We start from the raw sequence: 25386 nt of genomic DNA on the forward strand, positions 1-25386 counted from the left end.
AATTAGTCCACATCCTTTCGGTTAAAATGAATCATCCCCATCAGCAGAATCAGGCTTCCCACCAGAAGACCTGCCAGGACGAATGCCTCCCGGTGCGGTCCCGAAAAGCCAAAGACGGGCCAGTTGAGTGGGAATTGTGCTGGCAAGCTCATCGTAAAGGGGGAAATGATCGAGATGGTGACTCCCAGCGACACCGGCAGGAACGGGTTGCGATAAGTAAGCGAAAGCCAAAGCTGCAAGGCTAAGAGCGGCAAGGCGGCAAGCAAAGGATAAAACCCCATTCGAGCCAAATCCGCATAAGGCATCGGCTCGGTATTAAATCCGAAGCATAATCCCAAAATGACCGTGCCAATTGGCAACAGAATGCAAGATACCGATAGCAGCAGGAAGCATAGCAGGAATTTGGCGCTGAATACCGCAGTTCGGGAGATAGGCAGGGCTAGCAACTGCTTCCAGGAGCTAAGCTGATGCTCCACATTGGCCACCAGCGAGCTGACCAGTGTGCATCCCAAGTATAAGGCGATCGGCACAAAGCCGGAGACGTTAATCAACAGCCCATTCCAGGGGTCATCGGCATACCGTTCGCTCAAGTAGTCGAAGCGCAGACCATAATTGAGCGCCTGCATGACAACGAGCCCTACCGGGGCCAATACGATAAGGAACCAGATCCCCTTGCGGCGAATTTTCAGAAAGTCGGCTGATAGAGAACGTAGCATCATACCTGACCACGCTCCCCAATAACCTGCATGAAAATATCCTCCAGCGATTTCTTCTTCTGCTCCACCCTGTAAATGTCGTGCCCGTTCTCCACCAACCGCTTAACCAGATGGGCAACCTGTGCATCGACCATTCCGGGGAAGGAAAGAATGCCGTTCTCCGCCGTTCCACTTGCTCCAAGATCGCGGGCAATCCACATCGCCGAATCTGGCTCGGAGACGACAAGCTCCATATTATGCGTGGATCTCAGGCGCAGATTGTCAATCGTATCTTGAAACACTAGTTGGCCCTCGCGAATGATGCCTACTTTGCTAGCCATCAGCTCCATCTCACCTAGTAAATGGCTGGATACCAGTACGGTAATGCCGTATTGCTCCGGCATATGCTTGATCAATTCACGAATCTCGTGAATACCTGAGGGGTCCAGCCCGTTCGTAGGCTCATCCAGAATGAGTAGATCGGGGCTGCCGAGCAGGGCTGCCGCGATGCCTAGCCGCTGCTTCATTCCTAGCGAGAAGCCTTTGACGGGACGGCGTGCCTCACTGGTCAGCGACACAATCTCCAGCACTTCATGAATCCGTGACTTCGGCACTTGAAGGATACGCCGGATGGCTTCCAGATTGTCTATGGCGCTCAAGTGTCCGTAGTAGGAAGGAGATTCGACGAGAGAGCCGACATGCCGGAGAATTTCCAGCTTGTCCTTGGGCATGTCCCGGTTAAAAATGCGGATTGAGCCACTCGTTGGCTGAATCAAGCCCAGCAGCATGCGAATGGTAGTTGTCTTCCCGGCTCCGTTGGGTCCGAGGAAACCATAAATATCCCCCTTGGCGATTTCCAAATCCAAATGATCGACCGCCATGCGGCCACGGTATGTCTTGGTTAAGCCTTTCGTTTGAATGATCATCTCACTCACTATTTATCACCTCGTAGATGATCATATCGCCGGGAGGTTAAAAGCAAAGGCGGGGCAAGTTTAAGATTGGTTTAAATTAAAGAGCGCCGTTTAATTCGGCGCCCTTAGTGGATAAATCGATATGGCTGTACCTGCCGGGGAAGTTTGTGTCTTCCGGGTAAGATTCATTTCACGCAGCAGCAGGTCGACGATCTGCAGACCGAGGCCGGAGCCGTGGGACGTTGACTCAACCTCCATACCAGGGCCACGGTCGCTAATGATAAGGGCTTCAGCTCCGTTCTCCAGCTTCACGGAGATACCCACATATCCGCCGGAGCCAGCATGGCGGACGAGATTTTGGAACAGATTGTCCAGCACCCGGCGGAAGCCCTGGGCATCGACGCTCCAGTACAAAGGCTGTTCTGGCAGCTCGATGTCCGCGCTGATTCCTGCCTTCTCCCAGACGGGGTACCAGGCCGCAGCACTTTCGCGTACCAGCCGCAATATGTCCAATCGCTCCATGGATAAGGCGTAACGCTTGCTGGTAAGCAGACTATAGGAGAGCAAATGATCCATCAGCCCGGAGAGATCGCTGATCTTGGTCTCCATAAGGGAGAGGGACTGCTTGCCTTGATCTGTTAGGGGCTCTTGCCGCAGCGAGTAAAGATGGCTGCCCAGCACGGTAAGCGGCGTACGGAGGTCATGAGAGAGGTGACTAATCAAGCCCTTGCGCAAATTTTCTTCTTCCTGCTCACGCTGCCGGCTATTTTCCAGCTTGTATAGCATCTGGTTAAACGCTTGCTCCAATCGGCCAATCTCATCGGGCCTTCCCTCCTGGATCGGAGAGGGGAGGCCGCTTGCCCCCGTTTGGCTCATAGCCGCAGCAAGCCGCAGCAACCGCTTGCGAATATCGCCGAAGAACAAGGCGGACAGCAAGACAAAGGAACCCAGCAGAATGACTAGAAACACACCATAAAAGCGACCATCATCCCGCTTATCGTCCGTAATTACCATGAATTTGCGGGGGAGCTCGAAGACCATAAAGCCTTGGCGGACTTCTTCGCCTCCGCCGATAAAGGCAACAACCGTGAAGGGGTCACCGTTCACTCGCGCTTTCATGAAGGCGATGGTATCCTCCAGCGTCCACTGGGCGGGAACGTCACTTTGCTCTGGAAGCTGCAATTGGGTGTTCCCCTTCGAATCCACCCAATACATGGTGGCATCCGGGTATTTGAGCTTCATGGTTCTCAGCGTATCGCCTATCACCTCAGGAGTGGCATCCCGTAGCTTGGCGGAGGCTTGGTGCCAGTCCGCTTCAATGTCCAGACCATTGCCATACGGGCGAATATCTGGGCCAGCCCCCTTGGGGTCAAGCAGCAGGTTTACCCCCCACGAAGCCATAAAGCTGACGGGAATCAGCACCGGGATGAAGAGCAGGGCAACGGCTAGTAACAGAACATAGCGGGTCACCAGCGATTTGCGTGGTTTGCGAAGCTTCAGCCGTCTCATGTTCTCACCCGATAGCCGATCCCGCGAATGGTCTCAATGACCTGCGGGTTGGCAGGGTCGCGCTCCAGCTTTTCCCGTAAATGGCGAATATGAACCATCAAGGTCTTGTCACCATCCAGATAAGGCTCGTTCCATACCGCTTCATAGATTTGTTCCTTGGTTAAGATCTGCCCGAGATGGCGCAGCAGATAAGTAAATATATGAAACTGCTTCCCGGTGAGGACGATTTCTTCCCCCGTGGCTTCATCAGTGATCCGGTTCTCTTTTTCATAGACCAACAGATGCTTTAATTGAATGGGCTCTGCGGCAGGCGATTCTCCGCTGCGGCGCAGCAACACTTCAATTCGCGCAGCAAGCTCATCGGGATGGAACGGCTTGGTCAAATAATCATCGGCGAATTTCAGTCCCTGCAGCTTATCGTCGATTGATGTTCTGGCAGATAACATCAGTACAGGCAGGTCCGGGTAATGCTGCTTCAGACGCCCTCCTACTGTGAATCCGTCCAGACCAGGGAGCATCACATCCAGAATGACCAGGTGACGATCAACAGCTTGCTCCACCGCCTGCTCTCCGCTGGTCAGCCAGGTCACATCATATCCCCGCTCCCGCAGGTTCTCGCTCACCCAGTCCCCGATTTCAATATCATCTTCAATATATAGCAAGTTTGTTGTAGGCATAGGTACATTCCCTCCTTCCTCTATTGTGGCAAATACGCGGTAAAAAAGAAACGGGACGTGGGCAAGATTTGCTCACTTCTTTTGTGACCGCAATCACAAAGTGCGTATTTTCCCCATGCTACGTTGTATCTGAGAATGGTTATCAATGATCGAGAAGGGAGCAGTGCGCCATGAGCGAGCTGATCAATAACCGGGAGTTTGGGGCACAGAGCCAAGGTCGCCGGCAGGAATTGCTGAAGGAGATCATTAAGGAACTGCACCAGGGCAAAAGCGTGGAAGAGGTCAAGGCGCGCTTTGAAGAAGCGGTGGGCGATGTTACGGTGACAGAAATCTCCGCCATGGAGCATGCCTTGATGGAGGAGGAAGGGATTCCGGTCGAGGAGGTACAGCGGCTTTGTTCCGTGCATACGGCCATCTTCAAGGGATCTATCGAGGAGATCCATCGTTCATCCCGGCCGGAGGAGCAGCCGGGACATCCGGTTCATACCTTCAAGCTGGAGAATCGGGAGATTGAGCGGCTGGTGGGCTTCAAGCTGCAACTGCATCTGGATAAATATCGCAAGGAGGGCGGCGAGGAAGTGACTTTCAAGCTGCTTGAGGATTTGAACTTGCTGATGGATCTGGACAAACATTACAGTCGTAAGGAGAATCTGCTGTTCCCGTACCTGGAGAAGTATGGAATTTACGGACCGACTACCGTGATGTGGGGCGTGGATGACGGCATCCGTATGATGATCAAGGAGACGAAGGGCAAGCTGGCGGACGGAAGCGCTGATAAGGAGACGGTGTGCCTTGATCTGGAGCGGATCATCAAGGAAGTAAACGAGATGATCTTCAAGGAAGAGAACATTCTGCTGCCGATGGCCCTGGAGAAGCTGACAGAGGACGAGTGGGTCAGCATCGCCAAGGAGAGCGATGAGATTGGCTTCTGCTTGACCGCCCCGGATCAGGAATGGATTCCTGAGCGGGTGCCTTTACAGGCTAGTCCAGAGGGAGAGCGGAATGCTGAGGTTGCTGGGGAGACGGAACAGGAGCCACAGGAGGTCCAGCCGCCGCAGGGCTTCGTCAAGTTCGAGACCGGGCTGCTATCGATGGAGCAACTGGAAGCTGTCATGAATCACTTGCCGGTAGACCTGACTTTTATTGACGAAAATGATGTCGTTCGTTACTTCTCCCACGGCAAGGAACGAATATTTGCCCGGACGAAAGCGGTTATTGGCCGTACTGTGCAGAACTGTCATCCGCCGCAAAGCGTTCATGTCGTCAACCAGTTATTGGCTGATTTTAAGGCAGGAATCAAGGATGCCGAGGATTTCTGGATTCCGTTCAAGGATAAGTTCGTGTATATTCGCTATTTTGCGGTTCGCAGCGAGGACGGTCGATATCTGGGCACTCTGGAATTTACACAAAATATTGCGCCCATCCGCGAGCTGGAAGGAGAGAAGCGGATCATGTCCTGAGCCGGCTTGTGCCGATTCTGTTAAATCTATGCATTTCGTCTGCCCCGGTGTGCCACGCGCGCGCCGGGGTTTTTCCCCTTCCTCCCTACAATGACACGCGTTGAACCCTTGCTCCGGCTGGGCTTTGGGACGGCTACTTCTCTTGACCGAATAGGAGGGTTCGCTTATAGTTGGTAACGTAGGAGAAGCATATTATTTGAGAAAAAAGGTGGCTTGTAAATATGTCTGAAAACATCTACATTGGCGTTGACCTGGGCGGCACCGCAGTGAAAGTCGGCATTTGCAATGAGGAAGGTCAACTTCTTCATACCTATGAAGGCCCAACTGAAGTGGCAAAGGGTGCAGATGTCATCGTTGCCAATATCGAACACTATGTCCGCACCGTAGTGGAGCAATCTCCGTTTACCTGGGAGCAGGTAGCTGGAGTGGGCGCGGGTGTTGCGGGATTTACGAATGTTCGTGACGGTATTATTATTTTGGCGCCGAATGTAGGTTTGAAGGATTTTCCGATTCGCGAGATTCTGGAAGAGCGACTCGGCAAGCCGATCAAAATAGATAATGATGCCAATGTGGCGGCTCTAGGCGAAGCTTGGGGCGGCGCTGGTAAAGGCATCGACAATTGTGTCTGCTATACGCTGGGAACCGGTGTAGGCGGCGGGATTATCATTAACGGGAAAATTTATCAAGGGTTCTCCGGTATGGCTGGAGAGCTTGGACATATGTCCGTTGTACCTGACCTGGAGGCTATCGGCTGCGGCTGCGGTCAACTGGGTTGCCTGGAGACCGTCTCTTCCGCAACCGGAATTATTCGGATGGCGAAGGATGCGGTAGCCCGTGGCGATCGTACTTCCCTGTCTCAGGTGGAGACGATTACAGCGAAGGACGTCTTCGATGCAGCGAAGGCTGGCGACGAAGCATCGATCCGTATCGTCAACCGTGCAGCCTTCTATCTGGGCAAATCGATGGCTGCTGTAGCCGTCGTGCTTAATCCGGAGTTATTCATCGTAGGCGGTGGCGTATCCAAAGCCGGTGACATTCTGTTCAACGAGGTTCGCAGCGTGTTCGCCAAGCTGACCCCGGGACCTGTCCAAACGGGGATGAAGATTGTACCTGCCACACTTGGCAATGATGCGGGTATGGTTGGGGCTGCTGGCCTGTTCTTGCGTTCTTAAACCTTGGTGAATTTGCTCACCAGGTTTCTATATAAGTTGAACTAAGAATAGGCATAACAAGCAAGCGAGAAAAATGATTCTGGAGAAGCGTAGCGTTCGCCTTTGGGAATGGATTTCTACCTCATCTGAATTTATTAAATTAAGAAATCCATGAGCAACAGCGATCGTAAGAACATTTTCTCGTCTGCTTCCTATTAGTAATTCATATTTCAACTTACAATAAAATAGATAAATGGATGGTGTGGAATCAACGATGGGACAAGGTGAATCTCACGAGGAGGGAACTATGATGCCGGACAAAGAAGTAGGCTCAGTCGCCAATCTGATTATTATTACAGGCATGTCAGGGGCAGGTAAATCCCTGGCTGTACGAAGCCTGGAGGATCTCGGATTTTTCTGTGTAGATAACCTGCCCCCGGTATTGATTCCCAAGTTTGCCGAATTGATTGAGCAGTCCAAGGGGAAGATCGCCAAGGTAGCTCTGGTCATCGATTTGCGTGGCCGCGAGTTCTTCACGGCGTTATCCGAATCCTTGGGTTATATCAAGGAGCACTTTACGATTAAATGCGAAATTCTGTTCCTGGATGCGACGGACTCCGTACTGGTGCAACGCTATAAGGAAAGCCGCCGTCGCCATCCACTTGCTCCTGAAGGCATGCCGCTGGACGGCATTCGTCTGGAGCGTAAGATGCTGGATGAGCTTCGATTGTCTGCTACTCAGCTTATTGATACGAGCAATATGAAGCCAGCACAGCTTAAGGAAAAGATCATTTCCCGCTTCTCCCATCTGGAGAGCAGTAATCTGTCGGTGAACATTACCTCGTTTGGGTTCAAATATGGCATTCCCATTGACGCCGATCTGGTATTTGATGTGCGGTTCCTGCCGAACCCACACTACATCGAGCAGCTTCGTCCGCACACAGGACAAGACAGCGATGTATATGAATATGTTATGAAGTGGCCAGAGACGCAAACCTTCCTGACCAAGCTACTGGATATGCTGCACTTTCTGCTTCCGCAGTATCATAAAGAGGGCAAAAGTCAGGTCATTATCGCTATCGGCTGTACCGGCGGCAAGCATCGCTCTGTCGCGATTGCCGAATATCTGGGCAGGATGCTCAGTGCCAGCGAGATGGAAACGGTTCGCGTCAGCCACAGGGACGAGGGCCGGGATCGGTAACAAGACCCTGTGAACTCGAGTTAAGAGGTGAACCTAGTGACACATCGGGCTAAGGAACCAAGAATTCCGCGGATCGTCGTGATGGGCGGAGGAACCGGGCTGTCTGTCATGCTCCGCGGATTGAAAGAGAAACCGCTCGATATCACGGCTATTGTAACTGTAGCCGACGATGGAGGCAGCTCCGGGATCTTGCGCAATGAACTACAAATGCCGCCTCCCGGCGATATTAGGAACGTGTTAACGGCATTGGCTGATGTCGAGCCCTTGCTTTCAGATATGTTGAACTACCGTTTTGCAACGGGTTCGGGATTAGCCGGGCATAGTCTGGGCAACCTGATTCTGGCGGCAATTACCGATATTTCCGGTGATTTTGTGACCGCTGTTAGGGAGTTAAGCCGCGTGTTTGCGGTTCGCGGGCGCGTGTTGCCTGCTGCCGGGCAGGCGGTTGTGTTGCATGCGGAGATGGAAGACGGTACCTGCGTCACCGGGGAATCCAAGATTCCCGAAGCGCGAGGCAGAATTAAGCGAGTATTTCTGGAGCCGGAGATTGTGGAGCCGTTGCCAGAGGCCGTGCAGGCCATCCGCGAAGCCGATGCGATTCTGATTGGCCCCGGCAGCCTATATACGAGTATCATTCCCAACCTGCTGGTGCCCAAGCTGGCCGAAGCGGTTCTGGAGAACACGTCGGCAATTAAAATTTTTATCTGCAATGTCATGACCCAGCCCGGCGAAACGGACAATTATACGGTCAGCGATCATCTGCAAGCGGTCTATGACCATGTGGGACAGCACTTATTCGATTATGTAATCGTGAACGACGGGGAAATCCCTGCCCAGGTTCAAGACTTTTACGCCGAGAAGGGCGCCAAGCCGGTACAGGTGGATTGGGACAACGTCACCGGGCAAGGCTATAAGGTGATTGCGGATACTCTGGTATTGTTCCGTCGATATTTAAGACATGATGCAGATAAATTGAGTCATCACATCTACCAATTGGTAGAAAACTGGATTTTACGAAAGAGGTGAGTCCCTTGTCATTTGCGGCGCAAACCAAAAAAGAACTGACCATGGTCGAAGCCTCGGCTTGCTGCGAGCAGGCTGAATTATCCGCGTTGATTCGTATGAACGGCTCGGTACAGGTTTCGAACAAAAAGGTGATTTTGGATATCTCTACGGAAAACGCCGCGATCGCAAGGCGAATTTATTCCTTGTTGAAGAAGCATTTCCAGATTCATACGGAGCTGCTGGTTCGCAAGAAGATGCGTCTAAAGAAGAACAATGTCTACATTGTGCGGATTCCAGGGCGGGTGCAGGAGATTCTTCGGGAGCTGAGTATCGTTTCCGAAGGGTTTATTTTTACCACCGGGATTAATCCGGAGCTTACCCGGAAAAACTGTTGTAAACGGGCATACCTGCGAGGGGCCTTCATGGCTGGAGGTTCGGTCAATAACCCGGAGGGGGCCTCGTACCATCTGGAGATTGCGTCGATGTACGAAGAACACTGCAAGGCACTGGTGGATCTCGCTAACGAGTTTCACTTGAATGCACGTTGTATCGAGCGGAAGAAAGGGTTTATTTTCTATATTAAAGAGGGCGAGAAAATTATTGAGCTGCTGAGTATTATCGGGGCGCATCAGGCGTTGTTCAAGTTTGAGGACGTGCGGATTATGCGCGACATGCGTAATTCCGTTAACCGGATCGTGAATTGTGAAACGGCCAACCTGAACAAGACGATCGGGGCCGCGGTACGGCAGATCGATAATATCAAGCTGCTGCAAAGGGAAGTAGGCCTGGAAAATCTGCCCGATAAGTTACGTGAGGTTGCGGAGGTCCGGCTAGCTCACCCTGACATCAACCTGAAGGAAGTGGGCGAACTGTTAAAGGGAACAGTCAGCAAATCGGGGGTAAACCACCGTCTGCGCAAGATTGACGAGCTTGCCGAAAAAATTCGCGGTAGCTAAACCGCTTTTGCGCTAGTGTGTTGCCTGTTCTGTATGCTATAATGATATAAATTATATGTCCACGAATGTGATTATGTTGATTGAATTCGTATAGGGGGTAAGTTTTCATGGTCAAACACCCGGTTACCGTTCGTTTGAAGACGGGGCTCCACGCTAGACCGGCTGCGCTTTTCGTACAGGAAGCGAATAAATATTCTTCCGAAGTTTTCGTTGAGAAGGACGATAAAAAAGTCAATGCCAAGAGCATTATGGGTATTATGAGTCTTGCAATTAGCACAGGTACCGAGATCTACATCAGTGCAGAAGGTGCGGATGCCGAGCAAGCGGCAAGCGCTTTAATCAGTTTGGTTAGCAAGGAAGAGTTGGAGAACCAGTAATTTTCTGACGTGGGAAAACCAGGGGATGCATCCGTTTCAATAACGGGTCCATCCTTTTTTTGCGTGTGCTGCAACATTTGTCCACCGACCACGTCTAGTAGGTAAATGTAGCAATATCAAATATGAAGATGGAGGTCATGCATCATGAAAACTTGGATGAAGCCTGCTGCAGCGTTGGCAATTGCGGGAGCAATGGTGGTTGGAGGTACCTTTCTGGCTGGAGGACTGAATTCGCCGAAGACGGTGAATGCTGCTGAAGCGTCAGCGCGCAATATTGTCACGGTTGAAGGAAGCGGAAAGCTGTCTGTGAAGCCGGACATCGCTTATTTATCAATAGGAGCGGCTACGGAAGCGAAGACGGCGAAGGAAGCACAAGCCGCTAATGCAACCAAGATTGCAGCATTGACGAAGCTGTTGAAGGACACTTGGGGTATTGCCGACAAGGACATTCAAACCGGACAATTTTACGTGCAACCCAATTACAGCTACAATGATCAGGAAGGGCAACAAATTAAAGGCTATTCGGCCCAACATACACTCAAGGTAACCTACCGGGACCTGGAGAAGGTCGGCCAATTGCTTGATGCAGCCGCAGCCGCTGGTGCCAACCGAATCGATAACATTAGCTTCAGTACAGAAAACCCGGATCAATATCAAGAGCAAGTGATTCAGAAGGCTGTGGACGATGCGGGTAAAAAAGCGCAGGCCATTGCCAAAGCAACCGGGCGTCAAATTGGGATCGTCTTAAGTGTGAGTCAAGGCAGCATGGCCACACCGATGTATAGAGAGAGCTATGAGATGCTAAACAGTGCCGCGAAGGTGGCAGATCAAAGCACGGCCATTGAGCCTGGAGAAATTGACTTGCAAACGACACTGACCGTGATTTATGAGTTGAAATAAATTTTACATCAAGTCCTGACTTCGAGACATCCATTAGCCTTTGCCCGTCTGTATCTAGACGCGGCAAAGGTTAATTTATTTTACAAATTTACAGCGGGCTCGATTACAGATTCATGCTCTGTTTAACGGTGTAAGCATAAGGGGAATATAAAGGCGAGACCTAAATAAATTGGATATAAAAAGTGTTGTAACCCGCAGGAAAACAAGGTATAGTGAATATGCGAAAAAATGAATTGTTTGAGAGGTTAAAGCCATACCAATGGATATGGCTTTTTTTTCTTAAATAGAGGTAAGAATTAATATCAGGAGTTGATGTCAAGATGATTGAACTGGCCGCTGTAGAGAAACGCTTTGCCGGACAGGTCGCCTTGCATCCGCTATCGCTCACAATTAAGGAAGGTGAATTCCTTACCTTGCTGGGCCCAAGCGGCTGCGGCAAAACGACGATTCTACGTATGATCGCCGGGTTTGAACAGCCAACCGGAGGGAAAATCCTGCTGGATGGACAAGACCTGACGAATCTGCCGCCGAATCGCCGGGATTTGAACCTTGTCTTTCAACATTATGCTTTGTTTCCGCATATGACCGTGGAAGAAAATGTTGCCTTTGGGCTGAAAATGAAAAAGATGCCAGCACAGCAGCAGCGGGAGCGCGTGCAGGAAGCGGTTGAGATGACGCAATTAACCGCGCTAACCAAACGTTACCCGCATCAATTATCCGGTGGACAACAGCAACGGGTTGCTATCGCGCGGGCTATTGCCAACAAGCCGCGGGTGCTCTTGCTGGACGAGCCGCTGGGCGCTCTGGATTTGCAGCTTCGCAAAAGTCTGCAAGCCGAGCTGAAGCAGTTGCAGCGTAGCTTGGGGATCACGTTTGTCTACGTGACGCATGACCAGGAGGAAGCGATGATGATGTCCGATCGCATCGTGGTCATGAATAGCGGCCGTGTAGAGCAAATCGGTACACCGAAAGAGATCTACGCCCAGCCGGCAACCCTATTCTCTGCGACCTTCGTGGGAGAGAACAATGTGTTTTCGCGTGATGGCGAGTTATTTGCCGTTCGGCCGGAGAAGCTACAAGCGATTAGTGGTGAGGCGATCAGCGGAGCCAAGCGCAGTGGGGAAGTGCTGGATGTGCTATACCTTGGTGGTGTTCACAAGCTGGTTGTTCAGCTTGATAATGAACCCATGCGCGTATCGGTCGTGCTTGGCGGAGAAGATGAGCGGTCGTGGCAAGTTGGAGAAGCGGTTGGGGTGAACTGGAAGTCGGAAGACGAGGTGGTTATCGGCTCATGAGAAGATCAAGCTTGAGTACATTGCCGGTCCTCTTGTGGCTTTGCCTGTTTCTGGTCGTCCCTATGCTAATCGTGGTCGGCATATCCTTTATGGGTCGGGATGAGCTTGGCAATGTGGTGCCTGGCTTTAATCTGGAGTCGTACAAGCTGTTTGTTGACCCGCTGTATTTGGGTATATATTGGGATACGATCGTGTTGTCGGTGCTTACGACGGCATTGTGCCTGCTGCTAAGCTATCCGTTAGCCTACTATATTGCGAACGCCGGTCCGAGAATGCAAACCTGGGGCCTTGTCCTCATTACCGTACCTTTCTGGATTAATTTTTTGATTCGGACCTACGCCTGGGTGCTATTATTGCGAACGCAAGGCGTTGTGAATGAATTGCTACTAGGAACCGGTTTGATTCATGAACCTCTGCAAATGCTGTATACCAAGGGAGCGGTGCTGCTGGGAATGGTGTATACCTTTATCCCATTTATGGTGCTGCCGATTTATGTCGCTTTGGAGCAAATGGATAAGAAATTGCTGGAGGCGGCTTCCGATCTTGGGGCGACCCGCTGGAGATCGTTCTGGTATATCACTTTGCCGCAGACCAAGTCGGGGATTATGACCGGTTCCGTGCTGGTGTATGTCTCTACAACCGGGATGTTTGTTGTCACCGACATTCTTGGGGGCGCAAAATCCGCGATGATCAGCAACATCATTCAAAGCCAGTTCCTGGGTGCCCGTAACTGGCCGTTCGGCTCGGCATTGTCGGTCATCTTCGTCATCACGTCGCTGATTATGATCCTGCTCTTTAATCGGGCGATGACCTCACGATATCAATCGTCGCGGGAGGTGCGCTCATGAAGACGAAGAATCACCCGATACTAGGCATTCATTCCCTGTTGTTAATGATCTTTATCTATGTGCCCATCGGATTTATTGTGGCGTATTCATTTAACAGTTCTAGGCTGGCCGCGGACTGGAGCGGTTTTACATTTGATTGGTACATTTCCCTATTTCAGAATCGACATGTCATGGAGGCACTTACCAATAGTTTGATTGTGGCTGCCGTCTCAACCATCGTCTCGACAGTATTGGGTACGTTGGCTGCTCTGGCCATGCGTAAGCTGGGAAGACGTTTCAAGACCGGAATGGGTGGACTACTGTATCTGCCTATTATTATTCCGGACATTATTATGGGATTAAGTTTGCTGGTCTTGTTTAATCAAATCAACATGCCGCTGGGCAAGATAACGATCATTATCGCTCATATTACTTTTAGCTTGTCTTACGTTTATGTTGTCGTAACGACTCGATTATCGGGAATGGGTGGACAGTTGGAGGAAGCGGCTCAAGATTTGGGGGCCAGCGCCTGGCAAACCTTCCGCCATGTGACTCTTCCGCAAATTTCGCCAGGGATTATATCCGGTGCGTTGATCGCATTTACATTGTCGCTGGACGACTTTATGGTCAGTTTTTTTGTCAGTGGGCCGAACTCGACGACGTTGCCCATTTACATTTACGGGCAGGTCAAACGGGGTATTTCCCCGGAAATTAACGCGTTGTGTACGATTTTGATCGTAGTGACCGTGACTTTAATTTTCCTGGCGCAATTTATGTTGAATCGTGGCAAGGGGCAGAAGAAAAAGTCCATGCTGCCATTTTAAGCTCTGCTAGTAAAAGCTAGACAAGAAGGGAGATCGAGAATTGAAAAAAATGAAATGGGCTGGCCTGGTGCTGGCGGCAATGATGGTAACCGGGCTGTTAGCGGGATGTGGATCGTCGAAGGAAACACTCAATATTTATAGCTGGGCCGATAACTTTGACGAGGAAGTGCTGGAGCAGTTCGAGCAAGAGTTTGATGTAAAGATTAACTATGACGTATTCGCCAACAATGAGGATTTGCTGGCCAAAATCAAGGCGGGGGGGGGCGGATATGATTTGATCCAGCCGTCCGATTATATGGTGGCTACGATGATCAAGCAGGATTTGCTGGCACCGTTGGATATGAACAATATTCCGAATTTTGAGGGTTTATCGGATGCCTATAAGGATCCGTCCTACGACCCGGGGAACAAATACTCCATTGTTTATATGTCAGGGGTCACCGGGATTGCTTATAACACCAAATACGTCAAAGACGAAATTGATAGCTGGGAAGACTTGTGGAACCCTGAATATAAGGGCAAAGTCATCTTGCTGGACGATAACCGTGAAGTGATCGGGATGGCGCTGAAGAAGAATGGTCAATCCAACAGTTCAACAGACGAAGGACAGATCAACGCGGCTGTAGCTGATTTGAAGAGCCTTTTGCCTAGCGTGCTTGCCTTCGATACGGATAACATCAAGCAGAAGATGATCCAGGAGGAAGGTTGGATTGCTACTGTTTGGTCGGGGGATGCCTCCTTTATTGCTCAGGATAATCCGGATGTGGCTTATGTCGTGCCGAAGGAAGGCGGGACCATCTGGTCGGATAACTATGCTATTCCGAAGGATGCCAAGAATAAAGCACTGGCCGAGAAATTCATCAACTTTATGATGACTCCGGAGATCAGCGCCAAGAACTATGAATCCATCGGCTATAGCGACCCGAATACGAAGGCAGCCGAGTTCCATAGTGAAGAATACCTGAACGATAAAATGATTAACCTGTCTGAGGAGGAACTGTCCCGTACGGAGTGGCTTGGGGATGTGGCTGATAAGCTGCAACTTTATGACCGCCTTTGGACAGAACTGAAGAGCGGCCGGGAATAACGAATCGCGGTTATGAATGCGAATGGAATATGAGAGTGTCGTGGTCTCCCTGACTAGGGGGACTGCGGCGCTTTTTTTTGTATTCCGAGGATGTACATGAAAAGCTGCCGGCAAGGCCATAATTTAAATATTCACTAACAAAAGGGTGGCGATGACAGATGAAACTAAGCGTTAAAGGGATGGCTTTGTTTATAACTACGGTGCTGCTATTAGCCGGTGCTGGATTAATGCCTGCCGAGGCAAGGGCAACAGATTCAGGAATGCCTACAAGCCTGCATACAGGAGCACGTACGGAAGAAGCCCTTCCTACAGCCGCACCTCAGCAAGCCAGTGTCCGCATCATCAATCATACGATTGAGAAAAAAATTCCTGAAGCGTCGATTAAAGTCGATTATCCGCAGATTAGCGGATTGAAGAATCGGGCGGTGCAGAAGCAAATCAACAGTTTGCTAAAGAAGAAAGCCGAGACCTTCGCGGCCAATTCGCTCAAGGAAGCCAAGGCGAGCCAGCCCAGCACACCAAGTGGCAATCCTTACGAGTATGTCGGTACTTACAAGGTAACCTATAATGGCAACGGGGTACTCAGTTTGTATCAGGACACGTACTCCTTCACGGGGGGTGCCCACGGCATGACGTACCGCGAGGGCTTGACCTTCCGGCTGAGTGACGGCAAGCTACTTACGCTCGATGAACTGCTGCGGGCAAACCCTAATTATCGCAGCATCGTTGATCCGGAGATAGCCAAGCAGCTCCAGCAAACGGAAGGCTACTTTGGCAATTTCAAGACAGTGGGCCCCAATCCCTCCTATTACGTTAAGGATCAGGGCGTGACAATATTTTTCCAACTGTATGATTATCTGCCTTACGTCTATGGGTTCCCCGAATATTATTTCCCGTTCTCCAAGCTGCTGCCGCCGGGGACCGATCCTTTCAACTTCAAGACACGCTAAACAATTAGCTAAGCTGTTCTGCATGGCATTCTGTCATGTGGGGCAGCTTTTTTTATGGGGTAAAGGTAAAGGCGATAAACCTCCTTGCATTTTGCAGTAAAACGTTTACAATAAATATCAGCTATCGTAATGTTAACGTGAACATAATCAGTTTGATAAAAATTTGAAGATCAGATCGAAGGGAGCAGGGGAAATGGCGAAGAAGTTTCTGGGGAAAAATTTTCTGCTGAATAGTGAAGCGGCTGAGGTACTCTACCATCAATATGCCAAGGAATTGCCCATCATCGATTACCACTGTCATCTAAGTCCGGAGGAGATTTATGAGAACAAGACTTTCCGCAACCTGACGGAAGCTTGGCTGGGTGGAGACCACTATAAGTGGCGCGTGATGCGGGCATGTGGTGTGGATGAGTCGTTGATTACCGGGGATGCGGAGGATTACGACAAATTTCTGGCCTGGGCTTCTGTCATGCCGAAGCTGATAGGCAATCCGCTGTATCATTGGACGCACTTGGAGTTGCAGCGTTTCTTCGATATTCGGGAGCTGCTGAATGAGCAGACGGCTCCTGCGATTTGGGAGAAAGCAAATGCCAAGCTGCAAGGGGAAGGCTTTGGAGCCAGGGATTTGATTACCAAGTCGAAGGTAACGGTAGTTTGCACGACGGATGATCCGGCAGATTCGCTGGAATATCATTTTAAGATCAAGGAGCTGGAGGGTTTTACGGCCAAGGTGCTCCCTAGCTTCCGCCCCGATAAATTTCTGGAGATTAACCGGGCGACCTTCAAGCCGTGGCTGGGCAAGCTTGAAGCGGTGACGGGCAAGTCGATCAAGAGTTATGGGGCCCTGCTGGAGGCACTCGAAGCAAGAATCGACTTTTTCCACGAGGCGGGAGGCAGGGTGTCGGATCATGCGCTTGATACAATTGAGTATCGGGAGACGACCCGGAAGGAAGCGGATGCGATCTTCGCCAAGGTGCTGAGCAAAGGCAAGGTAACGCCGCTGGAGGAGAAAAAATACAAATCGTATACGATGCGCTTTCTGGGACAGGCGTACGCTGCACGCGGCTGGGCGATGCAGTTGCACATCCATGCTCTACGGAATGTGAATGCGGCGATGTTCAAGCAGCTTGGACCCGATACCGGCTATGATGCCATTAACGATGGCCAAGTAGCGGATGCGCTGGCTGGGCTTCTGGACGGGATTCAGAAAGCCGGGGAATTGCCCAAGACGATATTGTACTCACTAAATGCTAATGATTATGCTGTGCTGGCGAGCATCATGGGTAGCTTTCAGGGCGGTGGTATTCCGGGAAAAATCCAATTGGGTACCGCGTGGTGGTTCAATGACACCAAGGAAGGCATGATCGAGCAGATGAAGACCTTGGCTAATCTTGGCGTGCTGTCTCAATTTGTCGGAATGCTGACCGACTCCCGGAGCTTCCTGTCCTATCCCCGTCATGAGTATTTCCGGCGTATCCTGTGTGATGTGCTGGGTGACTGGGTGGACCGGGGAGAGGCGCCGGAGGATTACGAGCTGCTCGGCCAGATTGTTACGGATATATGTTATGATAACGCCGAGCGCTATTTTGCGTTCCCTGAATAGAAGAGAGGAAGGACGCTTCTTATGTCCGCAACGATTAAGGACATCGCTAAACTGGCGAATGTCTCACATATGACGGTCTCCCGGGCGCTCAATAACAGTCCGCTCATCAAGGAGGAGACTAGGCGCAAAATTAAGGAAATTGCCGAGCAGCTTAACTATGTTCCAAATGTTAATGCCAAGAGTCTGGTGCTGCAACGCTCCCACACGATTGGTCTATTCTTCACAAGTATGGCCCAGGGAACTTCCTCCAGCTTCTTGGCGGAGGCCCTGCGTGGCGTGAACCAAGGCATTGGCGTTCAGTACAATTTGTTTGTTCGTGGTATCGATGATTATGAGGACTATGCTCCGATTCATCGTCGTGCTTTTGACGGCATTCTGTTGATGAGCCAAAGCGAACGTGATGATGCGTTCATCGGGCATGTGCGGGAGCAAGAAATTCCCTTGGTCGTGCTTAATCGTGACATGGGCAGGCAAGATCCAGGGATTGTGAATCTGGCTTCAAATGATCGGGAAGGGGCGGAGGAGCTAACCCGTTATCTTATTGCTGGTGGTCATACGCGGATTGCTCTGATTAAAGGGATTTCGGGATATAAATCCACCGCCGAGCGGAATGAAGGTTATCAGCAAGCGATGCGTGCAGCGGGGCTTGCGGCAAGTGAGCAGTATATCGTGGAAGGCCGCTATGACGTGGAAAGTGGATATGAGGCGATGCGGCAACTACTCTCCCTTAAGGAACGTCCTTCGGCTGTATTTTGCAGTAATGACGATATGGCTATTGGTGCGATGAAGGCAGCAGCCGAAGCTGGTGTGCGTATTCCTGCGGATATTTCAGTCGTGGGCTTCGACGATATCGGCTTTGCCTCCTACACGACGCCTCCATTAACAACGGTGAAGCGGCCGATTGAGCAGCTATCTCTCATGGGCGCGCGCAAAGTGCTTGAATGGATTGAGCAAGGGACAGGAACGGGTGAGCGGGTGCTGATGGACACTCAGTTCATTCCCCGGGAGTCGGTACGATTGCTGGTATGAACAGAACTACAACAAACTCCAATCCTGGAGGAAGAGCGCTCTTCCTAGGATTGGAGTTTGTTGTTTGATGCTGAGTTTAAACTACCTCTACCGGTATGAGCTGGAAGGTGTTCACGTCGGCCAAGCCGCGATTGGTGATACGAAGCTCGGGAATGACAGGCAAGGCAATCAGGGAGAAGGTCATGAACGGTGCGTTCAGCTCACAGCCGAGCGTTCTCCAGGCTTCCTCCAGTTGCTTCACCTGAGCTACAACCTTCTCCAGCGGTTGGTCCGACATCAGCCCGGCAATGACCATCGGGACGGCGGCAAGTACCTGGCCATCCAGGACAGCGATCATACCGCCGCCCAGCTTGGCAAGTTCGCTCGCGGCGAAGGCCATATCCTCGGGGCTGGCGCCCATGACCAGCAGATTGTGGCTGTCATGAGCAACCGTGGACGCCACGGCCCCCCGCTTCAAGCCGAAGCCACGAGCGAAGGCCAATGACAGATCGTCGGAGCCACGATGGCGGTCGATACAGGCGAGCGTAATGATGTCCTGCTCGGGGGCAGGACGCAACACGCCAGTGCTATCCACCTGCACGTTAGCCGTTCCTTTTTGCGTACGAGCACTGTTCTCAATGACGTCGATGACGTGAATGGTAGTCTCACTTTTACCGCTGCCCTGGCTATGATAAAGGAAATCCTCGGCGGTTAACGTCCGTGTCAGATGAACCGACTGGCGAGCCTCCGGCGGATATTGATAGACCGGGAATTCGAAGCAAAGACCTCCGCTATCAAATATGACTTCTCCATCTGTAATGACGGTGGAAGGCTCCATCCGGGTCAGATCGTTGATCAATAGCAGGTCGGCGAACTTGCCGGGCGCAAGGCCCCCGACATCCCCATCCACCTTGAAGTGGCGAGCCGTGTTGATGGTACTCATCTGAATGGCTGTCACCGGATCGACGCCCTCTTCAATCGCACGGCGTACAACGTGGTTAATGTGGCCTTGTTCGATCAAGGTTTGCGGGTAGACATCGTCGGTAACAAGGAGGATTTGGGCCGGGTTCACGTGATCCTCGGTCACGACCTTAATGACTTCCTTGACATCTTGCCAGGCTGAGCCTTCCCGAATCATCAGATGCATGCCAAGCCGAAGCTTGGTCAAGCCTTGCTCACGTGTAATCGTCTCGTGGCAGGAGGTTACGCCGGAAGCGATGTAAGCTTGAAGCAGGGCTTCGTCATCACTGGGAAAATGCCCGGTGACCGTCTTGCCCGCCTCCATCGTTGCCCGAATCTCGCCGAGCATCTTCGGATCGCCATTAACGACACCGGGGAAATTCATGACTTCACCAAGCCCCTCCACGCCAGGCCAGGTCATGCCGTCAGCGATGTCCTCGACGCCAAGGGCGGCACCTGCATCCTCCAGATGATCTGTCGCCGGCACGCAGGAAGGGAAGGTAGTGTATACTTTCAGTGGCAAGCCTTGTCCTTCCTCATGCATCCAGCGCACACCTTCGCGGCCAAAGACATTGGCAATCTCATGAGGGTCCATGAAAATGCCGGTGGTCCCCTTGGCAAGAGCAGCCTTGGCAAATTCTGTTACCGACAGCATCGTACTCTCTACGTGCATATGGCCGTCCAGCAATCCTGGGGAGATGTAACGCCCCTCAGCCTCAATGATTCTCGTCTTCTCGCCAATCGTATGTGCGGCGTCACCCACGTAAGCAATTCGCCCCGCAGCAATAGCGATATCCGTATGGGGCAGTAGTTCCCCCGTATAAACGTTCACTAGAGTCCCGTTCTTGACCACCAGGTCAGCCTTTACTTGCCCTTTGGCGACATCTGCCAGCACCTGGCTAACCTCGTGTAGTTTCTTTCTCTCCGCTTGTCTGTTCATCTTTCGGTTCGCTCCCTTGCATTTGGCATCTGTCTTATTATCTATTCCCTCATTCTAGCAAGAAAAGGCTGCCCCGAGAACAGTTTTTCTGTTCGGGCAGCCTTATAGCAGCTTAGATTAAGCGTTCGCCGCAGGATTGATTTTCTCGATGACCTTGTCAACCAGGCCATATTCTTTCGCTTCAGCCGCACTCATGAAGTAGTCGCGGTCGGTATCCTTCTCAATACGTTCCAGCGGTTGGCCAGTCCGTTCTGACAGGATTTGATTCAACTTGTCACGCATTTTGAGGATGCGACGAGCACGAATTTCAATGTCCGTTGCTTGACCTTCCGCACCGCCGAGCGGTTGATGGATCATGATCTCACTGTTTGGCAACGCATAACGTTTGCCAGGAGCACCGGCATTGAGCAGAAAGGCACCCATCGAAGCAGCCATACCTACGCAAATCGTGGATACATCGGACTTGATGAACTGCATTGTATCGTAAATCGCCATGCCCGCTGTAATGGAACCGCCCGGGCTATTAATGTAAAGAGAGATGTCCTTCGTGGGATCTTCCGCATCCAGAAACAACATCTGCGCGATGATGGAGTTGGCGACGACATCATTCACTTGGGAGCCCAGAAAGATGATCCGATCCTTGAGCAGTCTGGAATAAATGTCATATGCGCGCTCCCCGCGGTTGCTTTGTTCAACGACCATAGGAATATAACTCACCAATAAAACCTCCTTGAATTTGGAGCGGCTACTTAGGGCTTAATCCGGAGGAACACTTCCGCTTCGGGAAGGTCCGGCGGCGGTCCGCAGGTAACCTCTCTTGTGGAATGTAATGATTCAAATCTCGCCACTCATCTATATCAGAGGTTGTTCAAAAAGTTGTCTTCTAAAAACCCGACTTTTTGAACACGCACTATCAGAATAGACGGAAACGAAAAAGATTAACCTCATCATAACTAATTTGCTTGAGAAAGTCAAAGAAAGTCAAACTCAAAAAATAAAAAAAGCACTGCGGGTTCCCCGAGGCTTGTTTGGGTTAATGATTATTGAGCTATGTGAAAAAATAATGGCGCGCCCGCGAGGAATCGAACCTCGATCTCAGGCTCCGGAGGCCTACGTCATATCCATTGGACCACGGGCGCAAATTAGCGAACAAAAATGATTATATGTTATGTAGAAGATAATTGCAAGCAATTGCTAGCATTAAATAACGCCCGCCTCATCTCCACAGAAATTTAAATTCGACAAAATCTCCTTAAAACGCCGCTGTTTCGCCGCTTCTTTAAATATGAAGGTATAAGAGCCCCGAATTATGCCAATTATACGGACAGTCATGCTTGCAACAGAGCTGAAAATTAGTTAGAATATTGGTGGGACTTAAAAAGTTAACCCGGGACATTTTAAGACCAGGAGATGGAGAGAGAAGACGAAGCTTGCAGGAGTGGAAAGCATGCGAAATGTATTAGATATTCAAAAGCAGCTTCTTCCTGATCTCATGGACGTTCTCAAGAAAAGGTACACCATACTTCACCAGATCATGTTATCCGACGTCATTGGCCGTAGAACGCTGGCAACTTCACTGGACATGACCGAGCGTGTGTTGCGTGCCGAAACGGATCTCCTCAAGGCCCAAGGCCTGATTGAGATCGAGAATATTGGCATGAGAATCAGCGACGCGGGTCGGAAACTGCTGGAGGGCCTGGAGCCGATTGTGAATGAGCTGTTTGGCCTTTCCAATTTGGAAGAGAAGATTCGTCAGCATTATGGTTTACGCAAAGTCGTGATCGTACCCGGAGACTGCGAAACCTCGCCAATGGTCAAGCGGGAGTTGGGCCGGGCGGGTGCCAAGGCACTTCTTGGAGCTATGTGCGGAAATGATGTGGTGGCGGTCACTGGCGGTACTACGCTGGCGGAAGTCGCGGATCAACTGAATCCGTCTCAGGGTGTCACCATGAAGCAGAGCTGGTTCGTACCGGCTCGCGGCGGACTTGGCGAAAGCCTGGAGATTCAAGCGAACACGATTGCTTCCGGTATGGCGAAGCGGGTAGGGGCAGGTTATCGTCTGCTGCACGTTCCCGATTTGCTGGGCAAAGAAGCCTATGAATCCTTGGTGCATGATCCGAACATTCAGGATATTGTCAACATGATCCGCCAGGCGCGAATTGTGGTGCACGGTATCGGCGATGCCATGGAGATGGCTCGGCGGCGCAAGCTGGAGCAGACCGTGGTTGAAGACATCCGGAATGAAGGCGCTTTGGCTGAATCGTTTGGCTACTATTTTAATGAAGATGGCATTGTCGTGCATAAGATGCTGACCCTCGGCCTTCGTCTGGAGGATATTCGGAAGACGGAGACGGTGATTGGTATCGCTGGCGGCAAGACGAAGGCAAGAGCAATCCATTCGGTGCTGCGCTTTGGGCATGAGGATATTCTGGTGACTGATGAAGCAGCAGCAGAGGAAATCGTCAGCAGACTGGAATAGGATTCCGGGCAAGAGAAGCTCTTATTAACTATTGTTTACTCATGGCGGGCTTTTCGGCCTGTCTTGAATAATAAAAAAAACGAACACTGGGAGGAACTATTTAATGAGCGTAAAAGTAGGGATTAACGGGTTTGGACGTATTGGACGTTTGGCTTTCCGCCGCATTCAAAACGTGGAAGGTATTGAAGTAGTAGCGATCAATGACCTGACAGATGCAAAAATGTTGGCTCATTTGTTGAAATATGATACGACGCAAGGCCGCTTCGACGGTGAAGTTGAAGTGCATGATGGCTTCTTCAAAGTTAACGGCAAAGAAGTTAAGGTTCTGGCTAACCGCAACCCTGAAGAATTGCCTTGGGGCGACCTCGGCGTAGATATCGTTCTGGAATGCACAGGCTTCTTCACAACCAAAGAAGGCGCTGAAAAGCACCTTAAGGGCGGCGCGAAGAAAGTTGTTATCTCCGCTCCAGCTACTGGCGACATGAAGACCGTTGTTTACAACGTTAACCATGAAATCCTTGACGGTTCCGAAACGGTTATCTCCGGTGCATCTTGCACAACGAACTGCCTGGCACCTATGGCTAAAACCCTGAACGACAGCTTCGGCATCGTTGAAGGTTTGATGACTACGATCCACGCTTACACTGGCGACCAAAACACGCTGGATGCTCCTCATGCGAAAGGCGACTTCCGTCGTGCTCGTGCAGCAGCAGCAAACATCATCCCTAACACAACTGGCGCAGCTAAAGCTATCGGCCTGGTTATCCCTGAACTGAAAGGCAAGCTCGACGGTGCTGCTCAACGTGTACCTGTACCAACTGGTTCCCTGACTGAGCTTGTGACTGTTCTGGAAAAATCAGTTACAGTTGAAGAAGTAAACGCAGCAATGAAAGCCGCTTCCGATCCAGAAACTTTCGGTTACACTGAAGATGAAATCGTATCTTCCGATATCGTAGGTATCACTTACGGTTCCCTGTTCGATGCGACTCAAACGAAAGTAATGACTGTTGGCGACAAACAACTCGTTAAAACAGTAGCTTGGTACGACAACGAAATGTCCTACACAGCTCAATTGGTTCGTTCCCTGGAATACTTCGCAAAAAAAGTTAAGTAATATAGCAATGTCAAATGAGAAGATGCATTTGTGAATCTTCTCTAATATAAACAATCCAAAGAGGAGCGACCTGCCTAGAAGGACTCCTCTTTGGTTCATGCACCAAACACGGCATTCACACACACCCCGTTTTTATAAATAGAGATAGCTTTTCGTAAGACGCTTAGGAGAGAAATCAAGAATTAAGCCGTATATGCGCATTTTTCCGCTAGTTCTGGAAACCGCCGCGCATACCCTTAGGAGGAACGTGGATATGAACAAGAAAAGTGTACGTGATGTGGAAGTAAGCGGCAAACGCGTGTTTGTTCGTGTAGATTTCAATGTACCAATGCAAGACGGCAAGATTACGGACGATACCCGGATTCGCGAAACGCTGCCTACGATCAAATACTTGATCGAAAATGGTGCGAAAGTTATTCTCGCGAGTCATTTGGGCCGTCCAAAAGGCCAAGTGAATGAAGACATGCGTTTGACCCAAGCGGCTGCACGCCTGTCCGAGTTGCTGGGCAAGCCAGTAGCTAAGGCTGACGAAGCTATTGGTGAAGCAGCAAAGGCAAAAGTAAGTGCCTTGAATAACGGCGACGTCCTCGTGCTTGAGAACGTTCGTTTCTACCCTGGTGAAGAGAAAAACGATCCTGAGCTTGCGAAGCAATTTGCTGAATTGGCTGACCTGTTCGTCAATGATGCATTTGGTGCGGCTCACCGTGCTCATGCTTCGACTGAAGGCATCGCTCATCATTTGCCGGCCGTATCTGGTCTTCTGATGGAGAAGGAACTGTCCGTTCTCGGCAAAGCCTTGTCGAACCCGGATCGTCCTTTTACAGCTATCATTGGTGGATCGAAAGTAAAAGACAAGATTGATGTCATCGACAATCTGCTCAACATTGCAGACAACGTGTTGATTGGCGGCGGTCTGGCTTATACCTTCTTCAAGGCTCAAGGCCATGAAATCGGTAAGTCCTTGCTGGATGATTCGAAGCTGGATGCAGCACTCGGCTTCATCGAGAAAGCCAAGAAGCTTGGCAAGAACTTTGTGTTGCCTGTTGACTGCGTAGTAGCAGACGACTTCAGCGCAACTGCGAATCACAATGACGTTGATATCGATAGCATTCCTGCCGATTGGGAAGGCGTAGACATCGGACCGAAGACGCGTGCTATTTATGCAGACATCATCAAGAATTCCAAGCTGGTTGTTTGGAACGGACCGATGGGCGTATTCGAAATCGACATTTTTGCTAACGGTACAAAAGAAGTGGCTGAAGCTTGCGCGACTACGGAAGGCTACACCATCATCGGTGGCGGCGATTCCGCAGCAGCAGCAGAGAAATTTAATCTGGCAGGGGAAATGGACCACATTTCCACTGGCGGCGGCGCTTCTCTTGAATTTATGGAAGGCAAGGCGCTTCCAGGCGTGGTTGCCCTGAACGACAAGTAAGAAATAGGTTCAAACGTTC

At 50.8% G+C, this 25386-nt stretch carries 23 protein-coding genes and 1 tRNA gene; 17 read left to right on the forward strand and 7 right to left on the reverse strand.

What is annotated here, in order from left to right; all coding sequences use genetic code 11:
* Positions 1 to 2: 2 nt before the first annotated feature.
* The 4 genes from BN3279_RS00840 to BN3279_RS00855 form a co-directional block, all read right to left on the reverse strand.
* The gene (locus tag BN3279_RS00840; protein ID WP_059048800.1) at positions 3 to 719 is read right to left on the reverse strand and encodes an ABC transporter permease; all 717 of its coding nucleotides are present in this window, start codon (positions 717 to 719) and stop codon (positions 3 to 5) included.
* The gene (locus BN3279_RS00845; protein ID WP_059048801.1) at positions 716 to 1630 is read right to left on the reverse strand and encodes an ABC transporter ATP-binding protein; all 915 of its coding nucleotides are present in this window, start codon (positions 1628 to 1630) and stop codon (positions 716 to 718) included. Before BN3279_RS00845 ends, BN3279_RS00840 begins: the two co-directional genes overlap by 4 nt.
* Before the next feature lie 90 nt (positions 1631 to 1720).
* On the reverse strand, positions 1721 to 3118 hold the full coding sequence (locus tag BN3279_RS00850) for a HAMP domain-containing sensor histidine kinase (RefSeq protein WP_059048802.1): 1398 nt from the start codon (positions 3116 to 3118) through the stop codon (positions 1721 to 1723).
* Positions 3115 to 3795 carry a response regulator transcription factor gene (locus BN3279_RS00855; RefSeq protein WP_059048803.1) on the reverse strand — a complete coding sequence of 227 codons (681 nt, stop codon included), beginning with the start codon at positions 3793 to 3795 and terminating at the stop codon, positions 3115 to 3117. The genes BN3279_RS00850 and BN3279_RS00855 overlap by 4 nt, the downstream gene beginning before the upstream one ends.
* A 170-nt stretch (positions 3796 to 3965) precedes the next feature.
* Here BN3279_RS00855 and BN3279_RS00860 point away from each other — a divergent pair, with 170 nt between their 5' ends.
* The 14 genes from BN3279_RS00860 (at position 3966) to BN3279_RS00925 (ending at position 18460) form a co-directional block, all read left to right on the forward strand.
* On the forward strand, positions 3966 to 5255 hold the full coding sequence (locus BN3279_RS00860) for a DUF438 domain-containing protein (protein WP_059048804.1): 1290 nt from the start codon (positions 3966 to 3968) through the stop codon (positions 5253 to 5255).
* A 221-nt stretch (positions 5256 to 5476) separates the two neighbouring features.
* The gene (locus BN3279_RS00865) at positions 5477 to 6427 is read left to right on the forward strand and encodes an ROK family glucokinase (protein WP_059048805.1); all 951 of its coding nucleotides are present in this window, start codon (positions 5477 to 5479) and stop codon (positions 6425 to 6427) included.
* Between the two features lie 289 nt (positions 6428 to 6716).
* Positions 6717 to 7607 carry an RNase adapter RapZ gene (rapZ, locus tag BN3279_RS00870; protein ID WP_059048806.1) on the forward strand — a complete coding sequence of 297 codons (891 nt, stop codon included), beginning with the start codon at positions 6717 to 6719 and terminating at the stop codon, positions 7605 to 7607.
* A gap of 81 nt (positions 7608 to 7688) precedes the next feature.
* On the forward strand, positions 7689 to 8633 hold the full coding sequence (locus BN3279_RS00875) for a gluconeogenesis factor YvcK family protein (protein WP_059048846.1): 945 nt from the start codon (positions 7689 to 7691) through the stop codon (positions 8631 to 8633).
* A gap of 5 nt (positions 8634 to 8638) precedes the next feature.
* Positions 8639 to 9568 (forward strand): DNA-binding protein WhiA, encoded by a 930-nt coding sequence (whiA, locus tag BN3279_RS00880; protein ID WP_059048807.1) that lies wholly within the window; start codon positions 8639 to 8641, stop codon positions 9566 to 9568.
* 107 nt (positions 9569 to 9675) lie between these two features.
* Complete coding sequence (locus BN3279_RS00885) at positions 9676 to 9945, forward strand: HPr family phosphocarrier protein (protein WP_018751856.1); 270 nt, start codon at positions 9676 to 9678, stop codon at positions 9943 to 9945.
* A gap of 144 nt (positions 9946 to 10089) precedes the next feature.
* A complete protein-coding gene (locus tag BN3279_RS00890) occupies positions 10090 to 10845 on the forward strand; it encodes an SIMPL domain-containing protein (protein ID WP_059048808.1) in 756 nt (251 codons plus the stop codon).
* 320 nt (positions 10846 to 11165) lie between these two features.
* Positions 11166 to 12140, forward strand: a complete 975-nt coding sequence (locus BN3279_RS00895) for an ABC transporter ATP-binding protein (RefSeq protein WP_059048809.1) — start codon at positions 11166 to 11168, stop codon at positions 12138 to 12140.
* A complete protein-coding gene (locus BN3279_RS00900) occupies positions 12137 to 12988 on the forward strand; it encodes an ABC transporter permease (protein WP_059048810.1) in 852 nt (283 codons plus the stop codon). Before BN3279_RS00895 ends, BN3279_RS00900 begins: the two co-directional genes overlap by 4 nt.
* Complete coding sequence (locus tag BN3279_RS00905; RefSeq protein ID WP_059048811.1) at positions 12985 to 13791, forward strand: ABC transporter permease; 807 nt, start codon at positions 12985 to 12987, stop codon at positions 13789 to 13791. Before BN3279_RS00900 ends, BN3279_RS00905 begins: the two co-directional genes overlap by 4 nt.
* A 49-nt stretch (positions 13792 to 13840) precedes the next feature.
* Entirely contained in the window at positions 13841 to 14878 is a 1038-nt protein-coding gene (locus BN3279_RS00910) for an ABC transporter substrate-binding protein (protein WP_187377712.1), read from the forward strand.
* A 158-nt stretch (positions 14879 to 15036) separates the two neighbouring features.
* On the forward strand, positions 15037 to 15828 hold the full coding sequence (locus tag BN3279_RS00915; RefSeq protein ID WP_059048813.1) for a DUF3298 and DUF4163 domain-containing protein: 792 nt from the start codon (positions 15037 to 15039) through the stop codon (positions 15826 to 15828).
* 193 nt (positions 15829 to 16021) lie between these two features.
* Complete coding sequence (uxaC, locus tag BN3279_RS00920) at positions 16022 to 17431, forward strand: glucuronate isomerase (RefSeq protein ID WP_059048814.1); 1410 nt, start codon at positions 16022 to 16024, stop codon at positions 17429 to 17431.
* Positions 17432 to 17452: 21 nt separating this feature from the next.
* Positions 17453 to 18460 carry a LacI family DNA-binding transcriptional regulator gene (locus tag BN3279_RS00925; protein WP_059048815.1) on the forward strand — a complete coding sequence of 336 codons (1008 nt, stop codon included), beginning with the start codon at positions 17453 to 17455 and terminating at the stop codon, positions 18458 to 18460.
* A 76-nt stretch (positions 18461 to 18536) separates the two neighbouring features.
* On the opposite strand, the gene ade is transcribed toward BN3279_RS00925, so the two are convergent.
* The 3 genes from ade to BN3279_RS00940 all read right to left on the reverse strand — a co-directional run bounded on the left by ade (position 18537) and on the right by BN3279_RS00940 (position 21478).
* Positions 18537 to 20339 (reverse strand): adenine deaminase, encoded by a 1803-nt coding sequence (gene ade, locus BN3279_RS00930; protein ID WP_059048816.1) that lies wholly within the window; start codon positions 20337 to 20339, stop codon positions 18537 to 18539.
* A 117-nt stretch (positions 20340 to 20456) separates the two neighbouring features.
* Positions 20457 to 21056 (reverse strand): ATP-dependent Clp endopeptidase proteolytic subunit ClpP, encoded by a 600-nt coding sequence (gene clpP, locus BN3279_RS00935; protein ID WP_059048817.1) that lies wholly within the window; start codon positions 21054 to 21056, stop codon positions 20457 to 20459.
* A 347-nt stretch (positions 21057 to 21403) separates the two neighbouring features.
* Positions 21404 to 21478: transfer RNA gene (locus BN3279_RS00940), tRNA-Arg, on the reverse strand.
* A gap of 308 nt (positions 21479 to 21786) precedes the next feature.
* Between BN3279_RS00940 and BN3279_RS00945 the strand changes: the two genes are divergently transcribed.
* The 3 genes from BN3279_RS00945 (at position 21787) to BN3279_RS00955 (ending at position 25367) form a co-directional block, all read left to right on the forward strand.
* Positions 21787 to 22818 carry a sugar-binding transcriptional regulator gene (locus tag BN3279_RS00945; RefSeq protein WP_059048818.1) on the forward strand — a complete coding sequence of 344 codons (1032 nt, stop codon included), beginning with the start codon at positions 21787 to 21789 and terminating at the stop codon, positions 22816 to 22818.
* A 103-nt stretch (positions 22819 to 22921) separates the two neighbouring features.
* Complete coding sequence (gene gap / locus BN3279_RS00950) at positions 22922 to 23932, forward strand: type I glyceraldehyde-3-phosphate dehydrogenase (protein ID WP_059048819.1); 1011 nt, start codon at positions 22922 to 22924, stop codon at positions 23930 to 23932.
* Positions 23933 to 24185: 253 nt separating this feature from the next.
* On the forward strand, positions 24186 to 25367 hold the full coding sequence (locus tag BN3279_RS00955; protein WP_059048820.1) for a phosphoglycerate kinase: 1182 nt from the start codon (positions 24186 to 24188) through the stop codon (positions 25365 to 25367).
* Positions 25368 to 25386: the final 19 nt, after the last annotated feature.

Origin of the sequence: Paenibacillus senegalimassiliensis (genome assembly GCF_001486585.1) — a bacterium.
GTDB classification, from domain to species: domain Bacteria; phylum Bacillota; class Bacilli; order Paenibacillales; family Paenibacillaceae; genus Fontibacillus; species Fontibacillus senegalimassiliensis.